The organism is uncultured Cellulomonas sp., assembly GCF_963527515.1.
Taxonomy (GTDB): Bacteria; Actinomycetota; Actinomycetes; order Actinomycetales; family Cellulomonadaceae; genus Cellulomonas.
This window is the reverse complement of record NZ_CAURTV010000026.1, coordinates 23,610-39,730: the sequence shown is the minus strand read 5'-3', so window position 1 is coordinate 39,730 and position 16,121 is coordinate 23,610. Positions and strand designations below refer to the sequence as shown.

Sequence of the window (16,121 nt, the reverse complement as noted above, 5' to 3'; positions counted from 1 at the left end):
GCCGGGGCCGCCGCCCATCCCCGCGGTCGCCTCGCCGGCCGTGCCGGTGGCCGCCACGGTCGACCCGCTGCTGTCGCCGGCAGCCGCGAGCCCGCCGACCGTGTCCCCGCTGACCGTGCCACCCGTGGCCGCCGAGTAGGTGTCACCGGAGACGACGTCCGCCGACGCGTAGACCAGCGACGAGAAGTCCTTCGACGACTCGAACGCGGCGATCTCGGTCCCGTCGGCGTCGAGGACGTGGACGACGGTCCCGGCCGCCTGGGCCGACGTGAACGTGAACGCGACGAACGACTGCGCGGAGTCGGCGCCGGGGGTCATCGCCATGCCGGACGCGCCCGCCGCCAGCAGCGTGCCGCCGGAGACCGCGAACGTGCCGTCCACGTCGAGCGCGCCGTTGCCGGTGTTCGTCGGGCCGCTCACGACGGCCGTGCCCCCGGTCATGGTGAGGAAGCCGTTGGCGTCGAGGCCGTCGCCGCCGGAGTCGACGATGACCGTGCCGCCGCTGATCGTCAGGCCCACGTCGGCGCTGGTCGCACTGCCCGGAGCCTGCTCGCCGGTCGCGTCCGGGTCGGAGGCGTTCACCCCGTCGTCGCTGGCCACGACGCTCACGGAGCCGCCCGCGATGGTGATGAGCCCGGCCTCCAGGCCCTCGACCGAGCTGGTGACGTCGAGCGTCCCGTCGCTGACCTGCAGCGACCGGTCGCCGTGCACGCCGTCGTCGCCCGCGGCGATGGTCAGGGTGCCGCCCGAGATGCTCACGGCCCCGTCGGAGCCGATCCCGTCGTCGGCCGCGTCGAGGCTCAGCTGTCCACCGCCGACCACCACGGAGACCGTGCCGGAGATGCCCTTGGGGGAGGCGTCCTCGGCGACGGTGGTCCCCTGGCCACCGCCCGCGACGACGTCCACCGTGCCGTCCGCGACGATCACGTCGGTCTGCGCGGCGATGCCGTCGTCGCCCGCGGCGATCGTCACGTCTCCGCCGGTGATCTCGACGTAGCCGAGCGTCTCGTCCTCGTCGTTGTCGGACTTCAGGCCGTCGCCGCCCGCCGTCACGGCGAGCGTGCCGCCGGCGACCACCAGGTAGTCCTTGCCGCGGATCCCGTCGTCGACCGCGTCCACGGTGATCGTGCCGCCCGCGATGACGAGGCCGTCCTTGGCGGCGATGCCGTCGTTCGCGTTGCCGGCCACGGTCAGCGAGCCGTCGCCGGTGATCGTGAGGTCCGCGCTGCTGAACAGGGCGGCGCTCGCCTCGTCGGTGTCGGCGTACGCGGTGGTGTCGGACAGCGTGCTGTCGCCCTCGAGGTGGACCACCACCTGGTCGGCGTCGAGCACCTGCAGCGGGCTGGTGGACGAGCTGGTCAGCGAGGCGTCGTCGAGGATCAGGTGCACCACGCCGTCGTCGGTGGTGCTCACGACGACCGAGCCGTCGGCGAGGGTGCCGCTGAGCCGGTAGGTGCCGGCCGCGGTGATCGTCACGGTGCTGCCGTCGACGGTCACGCCGTCGCTCGCCACCGGGTTGTCCAGCTCGATGGCGACCTCGTCGGACGACGCCTCCAAGGCGACGTCGTCGGGTGCCGTGTTGTCGGCTCTCGCCTGCTCGACGGTGACGTCGGCGTCCGTCGCGGTGACGGTCGTGGTCTCAGGGGTGGTGGACGTGGCGTCGGCGGTCGCCGTGCAGCCGGTCAGGACGGCCGCGACGAGGGCGGCGGGGACGAGGATCTTGGCGGTGAGACGTCGCATGGTGGGGCTCCTTAGCGGGTGACGTGCCGGTCGAGGACGCGGCGCCACGGGTGGTGGGGAAGGTCGGTGTGCAGGGCGGCCATGCCGGTGCCGTACTTGGAGATGCGCACCGGGCGGTGGCCGTGCCGCCACAGGAGGCGGTCGGTGGAGGAGGGCGTCGAGCCGGTCTTGGTCTCGATGACCACGCGGTCCGGCAGCGCCCTGGTGGCTCCCGTCAGGGCCGACGTCCACACCAGGCCGGTGTCGATCGTCGTGCGGCTGTCCGTCCGGGGCAGGAACAGGGTGGTGCGCCGGTACGTGCTGACCAGGGTCTTCTCGAAGCCCGCGCTGCTGTCCAGGAGCTCGTCGGCGAACCGGCGTCCCTCGTCGGTCAGGGTGTCGCGGTCGTCGGGGTCGTACGGCAGACGCGTCTTGACCGTGCTGCCGCGCGGTCCGCGGGTCTTGACCTCGACCCAGCAGAGCGCCGAGTCGACGTAGGTCCGGGTGCGGATCTTGAACCGACGCCGCCGGCGGTGGGCCGCGCCGAGGTAGCTGACCAGGTCGGGGGTGTCGAAGTAGACGGACTCGTAGGCGAAGTCCCGCTGGCCGCCGATCTCCAGGACGCGGGCGCCGGGCTCGACCCCCCGCAGGAGCACCGGGAGCGCGTCGGCCGGGACCACGTACTTGCGGTCCATGCGGGTCTGCAGGCTCGCGCGCTCGGTGAGCTCGACCAGGTCGATGGGCTCGAGGCTCATGCCGACACCCGCGTCCGTGCCGTGGTCAGCTCGTACCGGACGTCCACGCAGGTGGTGTCGTTCACCAGGTCGACCCGCTGGACGATCGCCGTGTGCACCGTGGCGCCGAGCAGCCGTTCGAGGTGCGCGACCAGCGCGGTCTCGTCGGTGATCGCCGAGTCGAGCACCATGGTCTGCTGCCGGTACCGCCGCAGCATCCGCGGGTGGTCGACGACGGCCATGACCGCGACGATCAGGACCATGAGCGCCGCACTGAGCGGCGACGCCGCCAGACCGCCCAGCAGACCGAGCGCCAGCGCCGAGAAGTAGTAGGCCACCTCGTGCTGGGTCAGCTCCGTGGAGCGCAGCCGGATGATCGACAGGACACCGAACAGTCCGAGACCGAGGCCCGCGCCGACGGTGCTGCCGGACAGCGCCGTCGCCACCGCGAGCACGCCGATGTTGACGCCGAGGTAGGCGACGACCAGGTCCCGCCGGCGGTGCCGGGGGAAGTAGACGCCGAAGGCGAGGACGGTGATGGCCACGAGGTCGAGGGCGAGGAGCGCGTACTGGGTCATGGATCCATTCAGCCGCCCCGCCCTGAGCCCCGGCTGTGCGAGGCCTGTGCCGCCGGAGTGGATCGTCGCGCAGATCACCCGTCGTCCCGGCCCGCGGCGGCGTGCCGGTATGGAAGGGTTTCCCCTCGTTCGTGCCTCTGCCGCCCCACCCCTGGGAGATCCTCCGTGCGCGTGTCCCGCCGTCTGCTCGCCGTCCCGGTCACCGCCGTCCTCGCCTGGTCGCTGGTCGCGTGCGGTGGGTCCGCCCCCGAGGCCCCTGCCGAGGCGTCCGACCGCCCGTCGGCCACGCAGGAGGAGGAGGCGGTCGCCGAGCCCGCCGGCTTCGAGCTGACGACGGACAACCTCGGGGAGATCGCCGCGGCCATGCAGGCCGCCGAGACGTACGACACGACGATGGTCACGGACGTCCAGGGCGCCCAGATGACCGCGCAGGGCCAGGCGCGCGTCACCGACGCCGGCAGCGAGCTGGTCATGACGATGACCAGCGCCCAGATGGCCTCCCCTCTGGAGATCCGCCTCGTCGGCGGTCAGATGTACATCAACATGGGGGAGCTGACCGGCGGCAAGTTCTGGCAGCTGGACCCCGCGGACACCAGCAACCCGCTCGCCGCGTCGATGGGTCAGAGCACCGGGGCGAGCGCCACCAAGAGCATCGAGGAGATCCTCCCGGCCCTGGTCAGCGTCACCGCCTCGGGCGCCGCCGAGCAGCTCGACGGGGTCAGCGCGCAGCCGTACGAGGTGGTCGTCGACACCAGCAAGATGGCCGGTGAGTCCGCCGAGCAGTTCGCCGCCGCGAAGGCCGCGGGCGTCGAGGTGCCGGCACAGGTCACCTACACGTACTGGATCGGCGCGGACAGGCTGCCGCGCAAGCTCGTCATGGAGATCCTCGGCTCGCACATCGAGATGACCCTCAGCAACTGGGGCGGCGACGTGACGATCGAGGCGCCGCCGGCCGACCAGGTCACTCCCGCGCCGGCCATGTAGTCAGCGCCTGACGCGGTACCGCGCGTGCCGCACGCCGCCGGAGAACGTCCGCTCGTCCACCAGGTCGAGGTCGGCGCGCACCCCGTCGGGCAGGGCGCGGATGCCGCCTCCGACGACCACGGGATGCGCGAACAGCAGGATCTCGTCGACCAGCCCCGCCCGGAACGCCACGGACGCCAGTCCGGGACCGCCCACCGACACGTCCCGGTCCGCCGACGCCACCAGAGCACGGACCGCGTCCGGCTCGAACGACCGCTCGAGCCGGGTGCGTCGGGTGGTGACCGCGTCGAGCGTGCGCGAGTAGACGACCTTGTCCGTGGCCTGCCAGACCGCTGCGTAGTCCCGCTCGACGGCGGGCTCGTCGGCGCCCTGGCCGGCGGTCTCCCAGTACTGCATGACCTCGTACATCCGACGGCCGTACAGGTGCGTGCCGATCTGGCGGTCGAGGTCGTTCACGTACTGGTGGAGGTCTTCCGCGGGCGCCGCCCAGTCGAAGCCGCCGTCGGCGTCGGCGACGTAGCCGTCCAGCGAGGTGATCGCGAGCGTGACGAGGCGGGCCATGGGTCCAGCATGCCGACGGCGCCGGCAGAGGGCGACCGCGCGTTCAGTCGCCGAGCGCCCACCCGTGCGGCTCGGCCAGCCGGTCGGCGGCGGCGGGGCCCCAGGAGCCGACCGCGTACGGCTCGGGCGCCGGGCGGTCGTCGCCGAGCAGGGGGGCGAACGCGATCCAGGCCGACTCCAGCCCGCGTGCGGTGGTGAACAGGGTGCGGTCACCGACGAGCACGTCCTCCACCAGCCCGGCGTACGGGGGCAGCGACTCGCCGGGCTCGACGTCGGCCAGCTCCAGCTTCGCGGTGCCGGTGCCGAGCTCCAGGAAGGCGCCCGGTCGCTTGACGGTCGTCGTGACCTTGAGCTCGCCCGAGCCCGCCAGCGACACGATCACGCGGTTGGGGCCGACGGGGGAGCCGAACAGCTCGTCGGGGGTGCGCAGCACGAGCGTGACCTGCTGGGCGGACCCGCCCATCCGCTTGCCGGTCCGCAGCAGGAACGGCACGTCCCGCCACCGGTCGGTGTCCACCCACAGGCGCGCGGCGACGAACGTGTCCGTGGTGGAGTCGTCCGGGACGCCGTCGATGTCGCGGTAGCCCTCGAACTGCCCGAGCACGACGTCCTGCGCGGGGTCCAGCGGTCGGAAGTGCGCGATGACGTCCTCCCGCGCCTTGCCCAGGTTGGCGGCGTCGAGCTTGCGCGGCGGCTCCATCGCCACCTCGGCGGCCACCTGGAACAGGTGCGTGACCAGCATGTCCAGAGCGGCCCCGGTGGCGTCGTAGAACTCCGCCCGCTGCGCGACGTCCAGGGTCTCCGGCACGTCGATCTGCACCTGCGCGACGTGCTGCCGGTTCCAGATGCCCCCGAACAGCTCGTTGGCGAACCGCAGGACGTGCAGGTTCTGGGTCGCCTCCTTGCCCAGGAAGTGGTCGATCCGGAACACCTGCTCCTCGTCGAACACGTCGTGCACGATGGCGTCCAGCTCCCGGAACGTCTCGAGCGAGGTGCCGTACGGCTTCTCGTAGACGATGCGGATGCCGTCGGTGAGGTTCGCCTTCTTGAGCGCCCGGGTGATCGGGGCGAACGACGACGGCGGGACGGCGAGGTAGTGGATGACCGTGGCGCCGCCGCCGAGCACGTCCTGCAGCCGCTCCAGCTCACCGGGCAGCTCGTCGGCCGTGTCGTCCTCGCTGACGTCCCCGGCGTACGCGGTGTGCTCGGTCAGCTCCTGCACGCCCGCGGCGGCCTCCTCGTCGCCGAACTCCTCGACGGACTCCCGCAGCAGCGCGTCGAACTCCTTCGAGCTGATCGGGGTGCGGCCGGTGCCGAGCAGCGCCCACCGCTCGGGCAGCAGCCCGCGCCGCTGGAGCGTGGCCAGGGCGGGGAGCACCATGCGTCTGGCCAGGTCCCCACGGGCTCCGTGCAGGACGAAGATCAACGGCTCGGTCGGCGGCGCCATCAGTTGGTCCTCACGACGGTGGCGGGCGGAACCTCGACCGTACGTTCGGTTGCCGACGAGCGCGCGGCGACAGAGGGCTACCCGATCGGCGCGGCCACCCGCTCGACGCGGGCCACGCGGTCGAGGATCGCGTCCAGCACCGCGCCGCGGTCGAACTGCATCGCGTGCAGGCGGGCGCGGGTCTCCCACCCGGCGCGCTCGTCGGCGGACATGGTCAGCACGTGGTCGAGGGCCGCGGCGATGGCGGACGGGGACTCGACCGGCACGATGAACGCGCTGTCGCCGACCGCCTCGCCGATACCGCCGGTGTCGGTGGTGATCACCGGGCCGCCGCCGGCGAGCATCTTCTCCGCCAGCGCGATGCCGAACGTCTCGACGAACTCCGGACGCGGCTTGCTGGGCAGCACGTAGGCGGCGGACGCCGTCATCAGGTGGGCCTTCTCGTCGTCGTCGACGTCGTCGAAGAACACGATCCGGTCGGCGGCGGGCGAGGCCGCGGCCAGCTCCTGGAGGCGCCCGGCGTCCGGACCGTTGCCGGCGACCACCAGCCGCAGGGCATCGGCCGCGCGGGAGGCGGCGAAGCCGGCGATGAGGTCGTCGACCCCCTTGGCGTGCGCGAGCCGGGACAGGAACAGCACGTAGCCGTCGCGCACGAGCCCGCGGTCGCCGAGCACGCGGTCGGTCGCCGCGGCGTCGAGGTCGAGGTAGGAACCCACGTCGATGGCCGGGTAGGAGACCGTCACGCGCTCGCGGCACTGAGCGGCGAACGTCGTGCCGTGCTTGGCGTCGATCGCGGCGGCCTCCGCGATGATCAGCTCGCGCGTGTAGTCGCTCACCGCCAAGCAGACGTCGTGCTCGAGGTAGCTGGACAGCACGTGCGCGGCGGCCCCGAACTCGTCCTTCTCGACGCAGGCGCGCACCACGTTGGTGACGTCGGACCCGACCGCCTCGGCCACGGTGGTGACGTTCACCGGCAGACCGGTCCGGCGCGCGACGTGCACGGCGTCGGCCACCGCCTGGGCGTGCGGGCTCAGGTACAGCGACATCGCGACCGTCGGCACGCCGTCGGTGAAGAGCTCGACCAGGCGGCCGACGATCCCCGCCAGCCAGCGGCCGTCGGGCACCTTGTAGTCGCCGACGGGCTCGGGACGCTCGACCGTGATCCCCGGCGAGTACGGCATGACCCCGTCGAGCGGCTTGAGCGGGAGGCCGGTCGCCTGCAGGCGGTCGATGGGCCACGTGACGATGCGGACGTCGTCGAAACCCCGGTGCAGCGCGGCCTCCGCGAGGTTGCGGGCCTCGCCCGAGTGCCCGCAGATGACCGGGTCGGCACGGACGACGATGACGAGACGGCGGCTGGTGCTCACGTCGGCTCCTGTGGTCAGCGCCGCAGCGCGGTGGTCGGGGGAGTGGTGCTCACGGACGGCGGCCGGACGGTGGTGCCCCAGTCGCTGGGTGTCGGGCCGAGCCCCAGGGTCAGGCGTCCGCCGCGGTGCAGCTCGGCGCCGGTCAGCCAGGTGCGGTCCAGCCGCTCACCGTCGAGGTGGACGGACTGTACATACTGCGTCGGTCCGCCGGGTGTCGGTTCGGTGAATCCCGTGGACTCGATGGTGAAGCTGCGGTCGCCGACCACGATGCTCGACTCCCGCCACGCGGGCGCGCTGATGAGGAACAGGTTCTGGCCGGCCACCGGGAACAGGCCCAGCGACGCCCACACGAACCACGACGACAGCCCGCCGGAGTCGTCGTTGCCCGGCAGACCCCCGCGCCCGGTGCCGAACTGGTTCTGCACGATCGCCTGCACCACCTCGGCGGTCCGGTCCGGTCGGCCGGCGTAGTGGTACGACCAGGGCGCCTCCATGTCGGGCTCGTTGTTCAGGCCCTCGAACCGGTTGAGCGCGTAGCCCTCCGCCATCTCCTCGATGCCCGGCCGGATGCCCGGCTGCCGGACGGGCGAGGCGTCGAACCCGAAGAACTGGTCGAGCTGCGCGACGAAGGCGTCGTCGCCGCCCGAGAGCTTGATGCGGGCCGCCATGTCGTGCAGCAGCCGGAACGAGTAGTTCCACCGGCCGCCCTCGTAGTACGTCGAGTCCTGCAGCAGGCCGGTGTCCTCGTCGAACGCGTTGATCCAGCGCGCCGCCAGGGGCGTGAACTGCTCGACCAGCATCGGGTCGCCCACGTGCGCGGCGATCTGCGAGGTGCACCAGTACCCGAACGCCAGGTCCAGCGTGTGGCTGATGGGATGCACCTTGCCGCGCAGCAGGAAGTCCTCGCCGTACGTGCGGCGCAGGTCGTTGTGCATGTGCACCAGCGCCCAGTCCCAGTCCATCCCGGGCAGCCCGAGCTGGCACAGGTCGGCCAGGAACGTGTGCGCGAGGGCCGACGCCTGGCGGCTGAACTGGTCGGCCCCGCGGGCCATCCGGTACCCGATGGGGAGGTTCCCCTCCTCCTCCGAGATGTACAGCAGCGCGTTCGCCAGCTCCATCGCCTTGTCCGGCATGAGCGTGGTCAGCAGCGGCAGCTGCGTCCGGTAGATGTCCCACATGGTCGCGATGTCGAACGCGAACGGCCCGTCGGTCGGCCAGAACGGCGACTCGTCGAGCGCCAGGCACGGCTTGATGAGCGAGTGGTACAGCGCGGTCGAGAAGACGGTCTGCTTGTCCGCCGACGGGGTGTCGACGCGGATCTTGCCGAGGCTCTCCTGCCACACGGACGCTGTCGCGGCGCGCCTCGTCGCAAAGCTGGACGGACCCGGACCGCACTCCTTCTCCAGGTTCTCGCGCGCCTGGTCGACGCCCCGCAGCGAGAACCCGAACCGCAGCTCCACCACCTGCCCCGGCTCCGACGGCCCGGCCCACATCAGCCCGAACGGCCGCAGCGTCGTCGGCCGGATGCGGTCGAAGTCCAGCCGCGTCCCGCCCGGCATGAGCCGGCGGTCGTACCAGAGCATCTGCCGCCAGCGCGGGTCGTCGCACTCCACGTGGATGGCCAGCGGAGCACCCTCGACGACGATCTCGCCCTGCGCGATGCCGGGGCTCAGCGAGTGCAGGTGCGCCCGCAGCGGCACCGTGCGGCCGTAGGGGATGGTCAGCCCGCCCAGCGAGAAGTCGATGACCAGCCGGGCGTCCCGGTGCGCCGGGAACGTGTAGCGGTGCACCGCCGACTTCGGGCCGACCGTGATCTCCGCCCGGATGCCGCTGGCCAGCGTCGCGGCGTAGTAGCCGGGCTCCGCGTCCTCGTCGACGATGTCCCACACGTCACCGAGGTCGTCCAGCGGCTGCAGCATCGGGGTGACGCGGAAGTAGTTGTAGTACTTGCGGATGGCGCCCGTGCCGGACTGCTGGAAGTGCGTGAACCCGCTGGCCACCTGGCGCTCGTGCATCTCCGTCGGCAGACCCTCGGTGCCCAGGTCGTAGCGGCCGTAGCCCGTCGGGTACGCCCCGCTGTACGCGCAGGCACTGACCATGCCGAGCGGGTACGTGGCGCCGGGGTGCGTGTTGCCGACCTGCGGCTTGGGCCACCACCAGGTGCGTGCCAGTCCGTGCTGCGGCGGCAGGGCCGTGGCCTCCGTGCCGATGAAGGGGTCGACGCGCTCGAACATCCGCCGCTCCTTCGCTCGTCCGGTGGGGACAGGGTCGCGTGCGCGGGGGGCCTGCGTCCATGCCTGGTTCGGGGGACGGTACGTGCGGAGTGTGTCTAGCGGGTTACGGGGACCGGCCCGGTTTGGCGGCCGCCTCGGTCCGGAGATGCCAGGTCGTGACCGCGCGCTGCCGGAGGGAGAGTCTCCGCATATGAGGCCAAGGTGCGCCCGCTCCTAGATGTTCTCAGTAGGCAACTTTCACGGGACCATTGCACGTCGGTACCCGGAGCGTCGCCGCACACCCGGACGGACAGGAGTGCCGGATTCACCCGGTCGGCGGTCCCATTGCGGCCTCCCCTCGCGTGAGAGTGAGAAGAGCGAACAGTCGATATGTGAACTCCGCTGCGTCAAGAATGGAATGTTCAATGCCGTCGATCACCTTCCAGCCGGTCCTCCGCGACGTGAAGGATGTCCTCAAGTCTGACTATTATGAAATCCCCAGATTCCAACGGCCGTACGCATGGGGACCGGAGCATCTCGATGAGTTCTGGACCGACGTAGTTGCTGACAACGACGAAGGCTACTTCATTGGCCCGATGGTCTCCTACAAGATGCGCCGCGATACATTCGCAATAGTTGATGGGCAGCAGCGAATCACAACCCTCACCTTGATACTTTGTGCAATCCGCGACAGATTCGTGAGTTGTGGGCGCACCGACTTGGCCGACGGCGTGACGAAATATATCGAGCGAACTGACGACGACAATATCGCGCACTTCGTCCTGAGATCAGAGCCCGCGGGGACGTTCCTGTCTTCTCAGGTCCAGGTGCGTCCCGCAGCGCGGATGGAGGTTGCTCCAGCCAACGAGGACCAGCAAAATATCCGACGAGCATTCACCGAAATCAATTCTAGGTTGAGCGGAGACCTTGGCACCGTCCCTGACGAAGGGTTGGCTGACGACCACGAATTCATCATCCGCCTTAAGGCCGTTCGAGATCGGATCCTCGGATTGCAGGTCATTTGGATCGTGCTTGACAGCGAAGACGATGCCTATGTGATCTTTGAAACGCTCAACTCTCGGGGTCGGGACCTCGAGGTCGCCGACCTGTTGAAGAATTACATTCTCAACCGAATGCCAGCCGAAAATGGAGATTTGGACACGCCGGGCATCCTCTGGCGGGACATGAGAGCGACCCTGGCAAATCAGGGAGGCGATGTAAACGCGAATACTTTTATCCTGCATTGGTGGCTCTCTCGCTACAAGTATGTCTCGGAGCGAAAACTGTTTCGCACGATGAAGCTCGAGAAACTGGGCGGCCTGACGGCGAGTTCGGCGGCTACTTCTCTCCTTCTCGACGCGCAGTTGTACTCACGAATCGCAAATCCTGATAGTTGGAAGTCGATTCATAGCGAGTTCGCAGTTCGCAATTCACTCATCGCCCTCAACACCTTCGGCGTACGCCAGCCGCGCCCGTTCTTGCTGGCGCTGTTCCGAGCGTATTCGGAAAGACGCATCACGTTCAAGCGCCTCCGGAGTACGCTTCGGGCAATTGAGTCCTACCACTTTATAACCACCGCAGTTGTTGGTGCAAGCAGTACCGGCGGCCAAAGCCAGATGTACGCTGCGCATGCACGCGAGGTCTCAAAGGCAATCACATCGGACGCCGCGTATAAAGCGATCGACGAGCTGATTGGTAAACTGCGCGGAAGTGTCTCGCAGCGAGAGACGTTCATCACGGAATTCACAACAGGCCTCCGATTCTCCGAGACGGAGTCGAAGGATAAGCGGCTCGTCCAGTATGTGCTTCGTAGCTTGCACGACGCATCTAGAGCGCCGTACGCCATCGATCATAGCAAGTGCAATATCGAACATATTGCACCGCAGAAGATCGGCCGACCCTGGGTGGGAGCTATCGGTAACCTGATTTGGATCGAAACTGGTCTCAACTCGCAACTCGGCAGCGCCGACTTCCGAACAAAGCGCGAGATTCTTGCGCCATTCGCGGAGGCATATGGACTCGGTGCCATTCTGGCAAATGAGGCATGGGGCGCATCGCAGGTTCAGGCACGATCGCGGCGACTCGCCGAAATCGCCTATGACGAGGTGTGGACGTTCTAGCGGCAAAGCACGCTTCCGCGTATGTGTCAGTCGTCGACGAGGGGTTGAGAAGGAGAGGGTGTTTGGAGTGGCCCCGCACTCTCTCGTGCGATCGGGCTTCTGCAGGACGCTCGCGGTTCTGAGCTCTAGGCGCTACCGCGCTTCCAGGCCACCGACCCCTGCCGGCCTCCTGAGGGTCCCGCGTGTTCGAACAGTCGTACGACACGCCTGCCAAGGTCGTTGCCCAACGCCTGCTGAGCTGCCAAGCTTGGGGTCGTACCCCCGGACTACCATCCAGCGACGGTCGACAGAACCCCGGCCGCATCCCCGAGACAGGCAGACGTAGTGACTCCTGATGCCAGCCCGCCAGAGGACCTGAGCTCGAGATTCCGCTTCGTCGACCTGTTCGCTGGCATCGGCGGCTTCGCTGCGGTGCTACGTGGGTATGGAGGCACACCCGTCTACTCGGTCGAGATCGACAAGCGTGCCGCGCGCGTCTACGAGCTGAACTGGGGCCACAGCCCCCTGGGTGACATCACCCAGGATGCGAACGACGACGTCATGGCGGTGCCAGCCCACGACATCCTTGCCGCCGGCTTCCCATGCCAGCCGTTCAGCAAGTCAGGCGCGCAGCGAGGTATGGACGAGACTCGCGGCACCCTCTTCTGGAACATCCTCAAGATCATCGAGGTGCACCACCCCAGTGTGGTTCTGCTGGAGAACGTCAGGAACCTCGCCGGACCGAGGCACTTTCACGAGTGGCAGGTTGTGGTCGAGAGCCTGCGCGCTCAGGGATATCGCGTCTCGGAGACACCGGCGGTGTTCTCCCCACACCTGCTCCCGCTCGAGGCCGGCGGTCGCCCGCACGTTCGCGAGCGCGTGTTCATCACGGCGACCTACGACCCCGATGACCTCATGGGTGGAGCCGACCCGATGCCGGCGGTCGAGAACCGCAGCCTGCGCGGCGGTGAGGAGTGGGACCTGGAGGCCGACCTGCCACTCGACCCCGACCACGAGGTCGAAGGGTTGGGGCTGAGTGCCGACGAGCGCCAGTGGATCGCCGCATGGGACGAGTGGGTTCGCATCATGCGCGCCATCCACGAGGACGAGAGTCGGCGACTCGGTGAGAAGCCGAGACGCCTGCCTGGGTTCCCGATCTGGATCGATGCCTGGGTCCACGAGGACGAGTTGAGGATTCCGGAGGGCACCCCGTCGTGGAAGGCCAACTTCCTCCGGAAGAACTCCGCCCTGTACACCGCTCACCGCGCCGCATTCGACGAGTGGATAGAGCGGCACGCAGCTCGCGACTTCCCGCCGTCGCGGCGGAAGTTCGAGTGGCAGGCGCAGGACGCAGCCACGCTCTGGGAGTGCGTGATGCAGATGCGTCCGTCAGGTCTGCGAGCAAAGCGCGCCACGCACCTCCCCGCCCTCGTGGCGATCACGCAGACGTCGATCATCGGCACCCGCGAGCGACGACTCTCACCTCGGGAGGCCGCACGCCTGCAGGGCCTCCCGGACAACTTCGAGTTCGGGGACCAGCCAGCCGCGGCGACGTACCGACAGCTGGGGAACGGGGTGAACGTCGGCGCTGTGTGGCACGTGCTCCGCGAGCACGTGAAGCGGGACGAGGCGATCCTCAAGACCAGTGAGGCGGGTCGACGCATCTTCCAGGCGATCGCTACGGACTCGCCCGTCTCGCCCGACGACGTGATGGAGTCAGTCGTCGCCGAGGGCAAGGCGCGCACGAGCAACTGAGCTCGCGACTCTCGAGCACGCTTCGATCGGGTCCTCGTGCTCCCAGATGCGGAGCACCGTCCACCCGAGCTCGCGAAGGATCCGGTCGGTGTCTCGGTCTCTGGCGTAGTTTGCGGCGAGCTTCTGAGTCCACCACTCAGAGTTCTGCCGAGGACTCGTGCCGTGCGTCGGACACCCGTGCCAGAAGCAGCCGTCCACGAAGACGGCGACCCGGACCCGGGTGAAGGCGAGATCGATGGTGCGGCGTCGTTGTCCCGGGATCGGGTAGGCCACGCGATACCGCAGACCGGAGGCGTGCGCCGCCCTCCGAAGGGCCATCTCGGGGGCAGTGTCGCGACGGCGTGCGACCGACATGCGGCGCGACACCGCCGCTGACGACGAGCCGGGATGGGCAGGCACGTGCTGCGGTGATGCGGCGCTCATCTGAGAAAGAACTCCACCGCTCGAAGGACGGCTACCAGACCGTCTCGTGTCACGGTCGAGCCGCGCGACTCGTAGGTCGGCAGCCAGCGGTCTCCGCTCGCCTCGACGATCCCTCGGGCGAGACCGGGCTTGTCGGCACGCTCGTCCAGTCCGAGGCCGAGCCGGTCGTTCACCAGGAGGAAGATCGCCCGAGGCTCCGACGAGCCGGTCGACATCGCCGGGGGTTCGACGCCTATCAGTCGCGCGACCTCGGCGACGATCACGTCCTTTCGGAGTGGCTGTGGCCAGCTGACGTCCATCGTCACCGACTCCTCATCGCATCGACCGTCGAGGCAGTCCACGATCGGACGCCCGCGAGTGGGTAGCCCATTCTCGTCTCTTCCCTGATCAGCGATGCCAAGCGGATCCGATCGAGGACGACGGTGCGAGCCGCAAGTGCGTTCCACGCCTCGCCGGCCGGTACGACCTCCGGTACCGCGAGAGCTGTTGTGGGATCTACGTCGAGGCGCAGCCACCCTGCCCAGACGCGGACATCGACGTCACCGGCCTTGTGCGCGTAGTCGCGCTCGAGAGTGCACTGCACGAGCGTCACCGGGAAGCCGGAGCGACCGTCGGGGAACGGGCGCCACGCGACGACGTCAACGCCTCCGTCCTTCGCATACGGCGGCCGGTATGAGCTACCGATGGCGACGCCCATGTCGGCCGCCAGCCACCGGACAGCGTCTGGGAACTCGCGAGGTCGCCCGATGTCTGACGGCCAGCCAAATCTCACCGACCGCGTGCCGCCGCCGTAGAGGTGCACCAGGGCGCAGGCGGTGATCTGCTCGAACATCGCTGCCGACCGGGGCAGGTCGATGACCAGGCGCATCGGCGACTCAGCACTCATCAGCAGCATCGACGCCCAGGGGAAGTCCGCGACGTCAGGGGCCGCAGCTATCCCGCTGCCTGTGCGGAACGGGTACGCGCTGCCGAGGACAGCGGCTCGACGAACCATGGTGTTGCGCCCTAAGTCGAGATCGATCTCCCGAACCCCCGCAGCGACCGCTAGCTCCCGCTGGGCGGCAGCGCCAAGACCGCGGTCCTCCCGGATCGCGGCAACCTCGAGCCAGTCGGCGATCTTGTCCGCCCTGGGCGAGGGCGTATATGCGTCAGACATCGCCGAGTGCAGCGAGCAGCGCGTCGACTGCGCCCTTTGCCTCGTCGACGGCTTCGGTGACCTCGGCGTCCGAACCGAAGTCGGGCAGATCCTCGAGCGCTGCAGCCAGTGCGTTCTTCCCGGTTCTCAGTCGTCTCAAGAGGCGACCGCGCGGGTCTTCGTCGTGGTCCTTGACGGTCTGGATCGCGACGTCGAGAGACTCCCCTCGGCGGAGTGCTGCGAGGCCCGGCTCCGAGGCGACGACGTTTCCCAGCTTGCTGATGGCGCGAGACTCGGCCACGACTGGCTCGATCTCGCCATCTCCGTAGACCCAGGTGATCAGCTCCCGCAGTGCACCGGTCCTGTCGGCGGGCACCGGGGGCACGCCCGGCACGGTTCGTGCGCCGAGATCAGCGCCGACGTGATTCCGCAGCTTGGTCGTGCTCATTGCGACCGTCATCAGAGAGAACGCACGTTCGATATGACCGGTCTCGATGCCGAGGGACTCTGCCTGCGCCACGATCGCCTGATCTCTGTAGAGATTTCCCACTCGCGTTCGGTCGATCCCGATCATCTCGGCGACCTCCTTGAAGGTCATCCCGTCTTCATCGACCAGCCGGGCGATGTACCGAGCCTGAGCGAACGGCTCCCACTGGAGGATCCCGGAGATGTGCCGAAAGCCGATGATCGGGGTCGCCTCGGCGCGGTCCGCGAGCACTACCACGGGGATCAGGTCCTCGATGCGGACGCCCGCCTGAGATGCAAGAACATCCCATTGCTTCCGACCCGCGAACTGGGCGCGCAACCTTGCGTCCGCGAGGCCTAGCAGGGCCGTGAGTCGCCGGTTCCCCTCGACGACGACCCAGGTACCTGGTTCATCGCCAGCGATCACGATGAGTGGCTCGCTCCCGAAGAATCCGTGCGAGGCGATGGATTCTGCGACGGTGACCGCCTCGAACCCGAGCTCGAGACTCAGTGCAAGGTCCTCCTGGGCCGCCTCCTGGTCGTCCGGGGAGAGGCGAGGGTTGTGCGCGTCGAGTCGGAGGTCCCGCAGCGGGACCTTCCGCGCGGTCCCCTTCGAACGGATGTCAGCGACCGAGTCCATC

At 69.0% G+C, this 16,121-nt stretch carries 14 protein-coding genes; 3 read left to right on the top strand and 11 right to left on the bottom strand.

The genetic code is table 11. The annotated features are described in order from the left end of the window. From RYN42_RS08905 to RYN42_RS08895, 3 genes are all read right to left on the bottom strand, one after another. On the bottom strand, positions 1 to 1,740 hold a 1,740-nt coding region (locus RYN42_RS08905), incomplete at its 3' end, for a carbohydrate-binding domain-containing protein (protein WP_315095414.1). Between the two features lie 11 nt (positions 1,741 to 1,751). Further along, entirely contained in the window at positions 1,752 to 2,474 is a 723-nt protein-coding gene (locus RYN42_RS08900; protein ID WP_315095413.1) for a polyphosphate polymerase domain-containing protein, read from the bottom strand. Next, positions 2,471 to 3,031, bottom strand: a complete 561-nt coding sequence (locus RYN42_RS08895; protein ID WP_315095412.1) for a DUF4956 domain-containing protein — start codon at positions 3,029 to 3,031, stop codon at positions 2,471 to 2,473. Before RYN42_RS08895 ends, RYN42_RS08900 begins: the two co-directional genes overlap by 4 nt. A 171-nt stretch (positions 3,032 to 3,202) precedes the next feature. On the opposite strand from RYN42_RS08895, the gene RYN42_RS08890 reads away from it, so the two are divergent. Beyond that, positions 3,203 to 4,015, top strand: a complete 813-nt coding sequence (locus tag RYN42_RS08890; RefSeq protein WP_315095411.1) for a hypothetical protein — start codon at positions 3,203 to 3,205, stop codon at positions 4,013 to 4,015. Here RYN42_RS08890 and RYN42_RS08885 read toward each other — a convergent pair whose 3' ends face one another. The 4 genes from RYN42_RS08885 to RYN42_RS08870 form a co-directional block, all read right to left on the bottom strand. Next, a complete protein-coding gene (locus tag RYN42_RS08885; RefSeq protein WP_315095410.1) occupies positions 4,016 to 4,576 on the bottom strand; it encodes a dihydrofolate reductase family protein in 561 nt (186 codons plus the stop codon). A 43-nt stretch (positions 4,577 to 4,619) separates the two neighbouring features. After that, positions 4,620 to 6,023 carry a glucose-6-phosphate dehydrogenase gene (locus RYN42_RS08880; protein ID WP_315095409.1) on the bottom strand — a complete coding sequence of 468 codons (1,404 nt, stop codon included), beginning with the start codon at positions 6,021 to 6,023 and terminating at the stop codon, positions 4,620 to 4,622. A 77-nt stretch (positions 6,024 to 6,100) separates the two neighbouring features. Beyond that, entirely contained in the window at positions 6,101 to 7,390 is a 1,290-nt protein-coding gene (locus RYN42_RS08875; protein WP_315095408.1) for a glycosyltransferase, read from the bottom strand. 14 nt (positions 7,391 to 7,404) lie between these two features. Further along, positions 7,405 to 9,624, bottom strand: a complete 2,220-nt coding sequence (locus tag RYN42_RS08870) for a glycoside hydrolase domain-containing protein (RefSeq protein ID WP_315095407.1) — start codon at positions 9,622 to 9,624, stop codon at positions 7,405 to 7,407. 404 nt (positions 9,625 to 10,028) lie between these two features. Here RYN42_RS08870 and RYN42_RS08865 point away from each other — a divergent pair, with 404 nt between their 5' ends. Further along, positions 10,029 to 11,723, top strand: coding sequence for a DUF262 domain-containing HNH endonuclease family protein (locus tag RYN42_RS08865; protein WP_315095406.1), 1,695 nt, complete (start codon positions 10,029 to 10,031; stop codon positions 11,721 to 11,723). A 324-nt stretch (positions 11,724 to 12,047) separates the two neighbouring features. Continuing rightward, entirely contained in the window at positions 12,048 to 13,457 is a 1,410-nt protein-coding gene (locus RYN42_RS08860) for a DNA cytosine methyltransferase (RefSeq protein WP_315095404.1), read from the top strand. On the opposite strand, the gene RYN42_RS08855 is transcribed toward RYN42_RS08860, so the two are convergent. From RYN42_RS08855 to RYN42_RS08840, 4 genes are read right to left on the bottom strand one after another with little or no spacing between them, the layout of a single operon-like run. Further along, positions 13,419 to 13,880 (bottom strand): very short patch repair endonuclease, encoded by a 462-nt coding sequence (locus RYN42_RS08855; RefSeq protein ID WP_315095403.1) that lies wholly within the window; start codon positions 13,878 to 13,880, stop codon positions 13,419 to 13,421. The genes RYN42_RS08860 and RYN42_RS08855 overlap by 39 nt on opposite strands. After that, positions 13,877 to 14,185: a hypothetical protein gene (locus RYN42_RS08850; protein WP_315095402.1), complete on the bottom strand. Its 309-nt coding sequence runs from the start codon at positions 14,183 to 14,185 to the stop codon at positions 13,877 to 13,879. The genes RYN42_RS08855 and RYN42_RS08850 overlap by 4 nt, the downstream gene beginning before the upstream one ends. Further along, positions 14,182 to 15,036, bottom strand: coding sequence for a hypothetical protein (locus RYN42_RS08845; RefSeq protein ID WP_315095401.1), 855 nt, complete (start codon positions 15,034 to 15,036; stop codon positions 14,182 to 14,184). Before RYN42_RS08845 ends, RYN42_RS08850 begins: the two co-directional genes overlap by 4 nt. Then, positions 15,029 to 16,120 (bottom strand): hypothetical protein, encoded by a 1,092-nt coding sequence (locus RYN42_RS08840; RefSeq protein WP_315095400.1) that lies wholly within the window; start codon positions 16,118 to 16,120, stop codon positions 15,029 to 15,031. The genes RYN42_RS08845 and RYN42_RS08840 overlap by 8 nt, the downstream gene beginning before the upstream one ends. Between the last annotated feature and the right edge of the window lies 1 nt (position 16,121).

Bases quoted from the DNA above. Each gene is read 5' to 3' on its own strand.
- RYN42_RS08870 (WP_315095407.1), bottom strand. From the start codon at position 9,624: ATGTTCGAGCGCGTCGACCCCTTCATCGGCACGGAGGCCACGGCCCTG.
- RYN42_RS08880 (WP_315095409.1), bottom strand. From the start codon at position 6,023: ATGGCGCCGCCGACCGAGCCGTTGATCTTCGTCCTGCACGGAGCCCGT.
- RYN42_RS08855 (WP_315095403.1), bottom strand. From the start codon at position 13,880: ATGAGCGCCGCATCACCGCAGCACGTGCCTGCCCATCCCGGCTCGTCG.
- RYN42_RS08845 (WP_315095401.1), bottom strand. From the start codon at position 15,036: ATGTCTGACGCATATACGCCCTCGCCCAGGGCGGACAAGATCGCCGAC.
- RYN42_RS08865 (WP_315095406.1), top strand. From the start codon at position 10,029: ATGCCGTCGATCACCTTCCAGCCGGTCCTCCGCGACGTGAAGGATGTC.
- RYN42_RS08840 (WP_315095400.1), bottom strand. From the start codon at position 16,120: ATGGACTCGGTCGCTGACATCCGTTCGAAGGGGACCGCGCGGAAGGTC.
- RYN42_RS08900 (WP_315095413.1), bottom strand. From the start codon at position 2,474: ATGAGCCTCGAGCCCATCGACCTGGTCGAGCTCACCGAGCGCGCGAGC.
- RYN42_RS08895 (WP_315095412.1), bottom strand. From the start codon at position 3,031: ATGACCCAGTACGCGCTCCTCGCCCTCGACCTCGTGGCCATCACCGTC.
- RYN42_RS08885 (WP_315095410.1), bottom strand. From the start codon at position 4,576: ATGGCCCGCCTCGTCACGCTCGCGATCACCTCGCTGGACGGCTACGTC.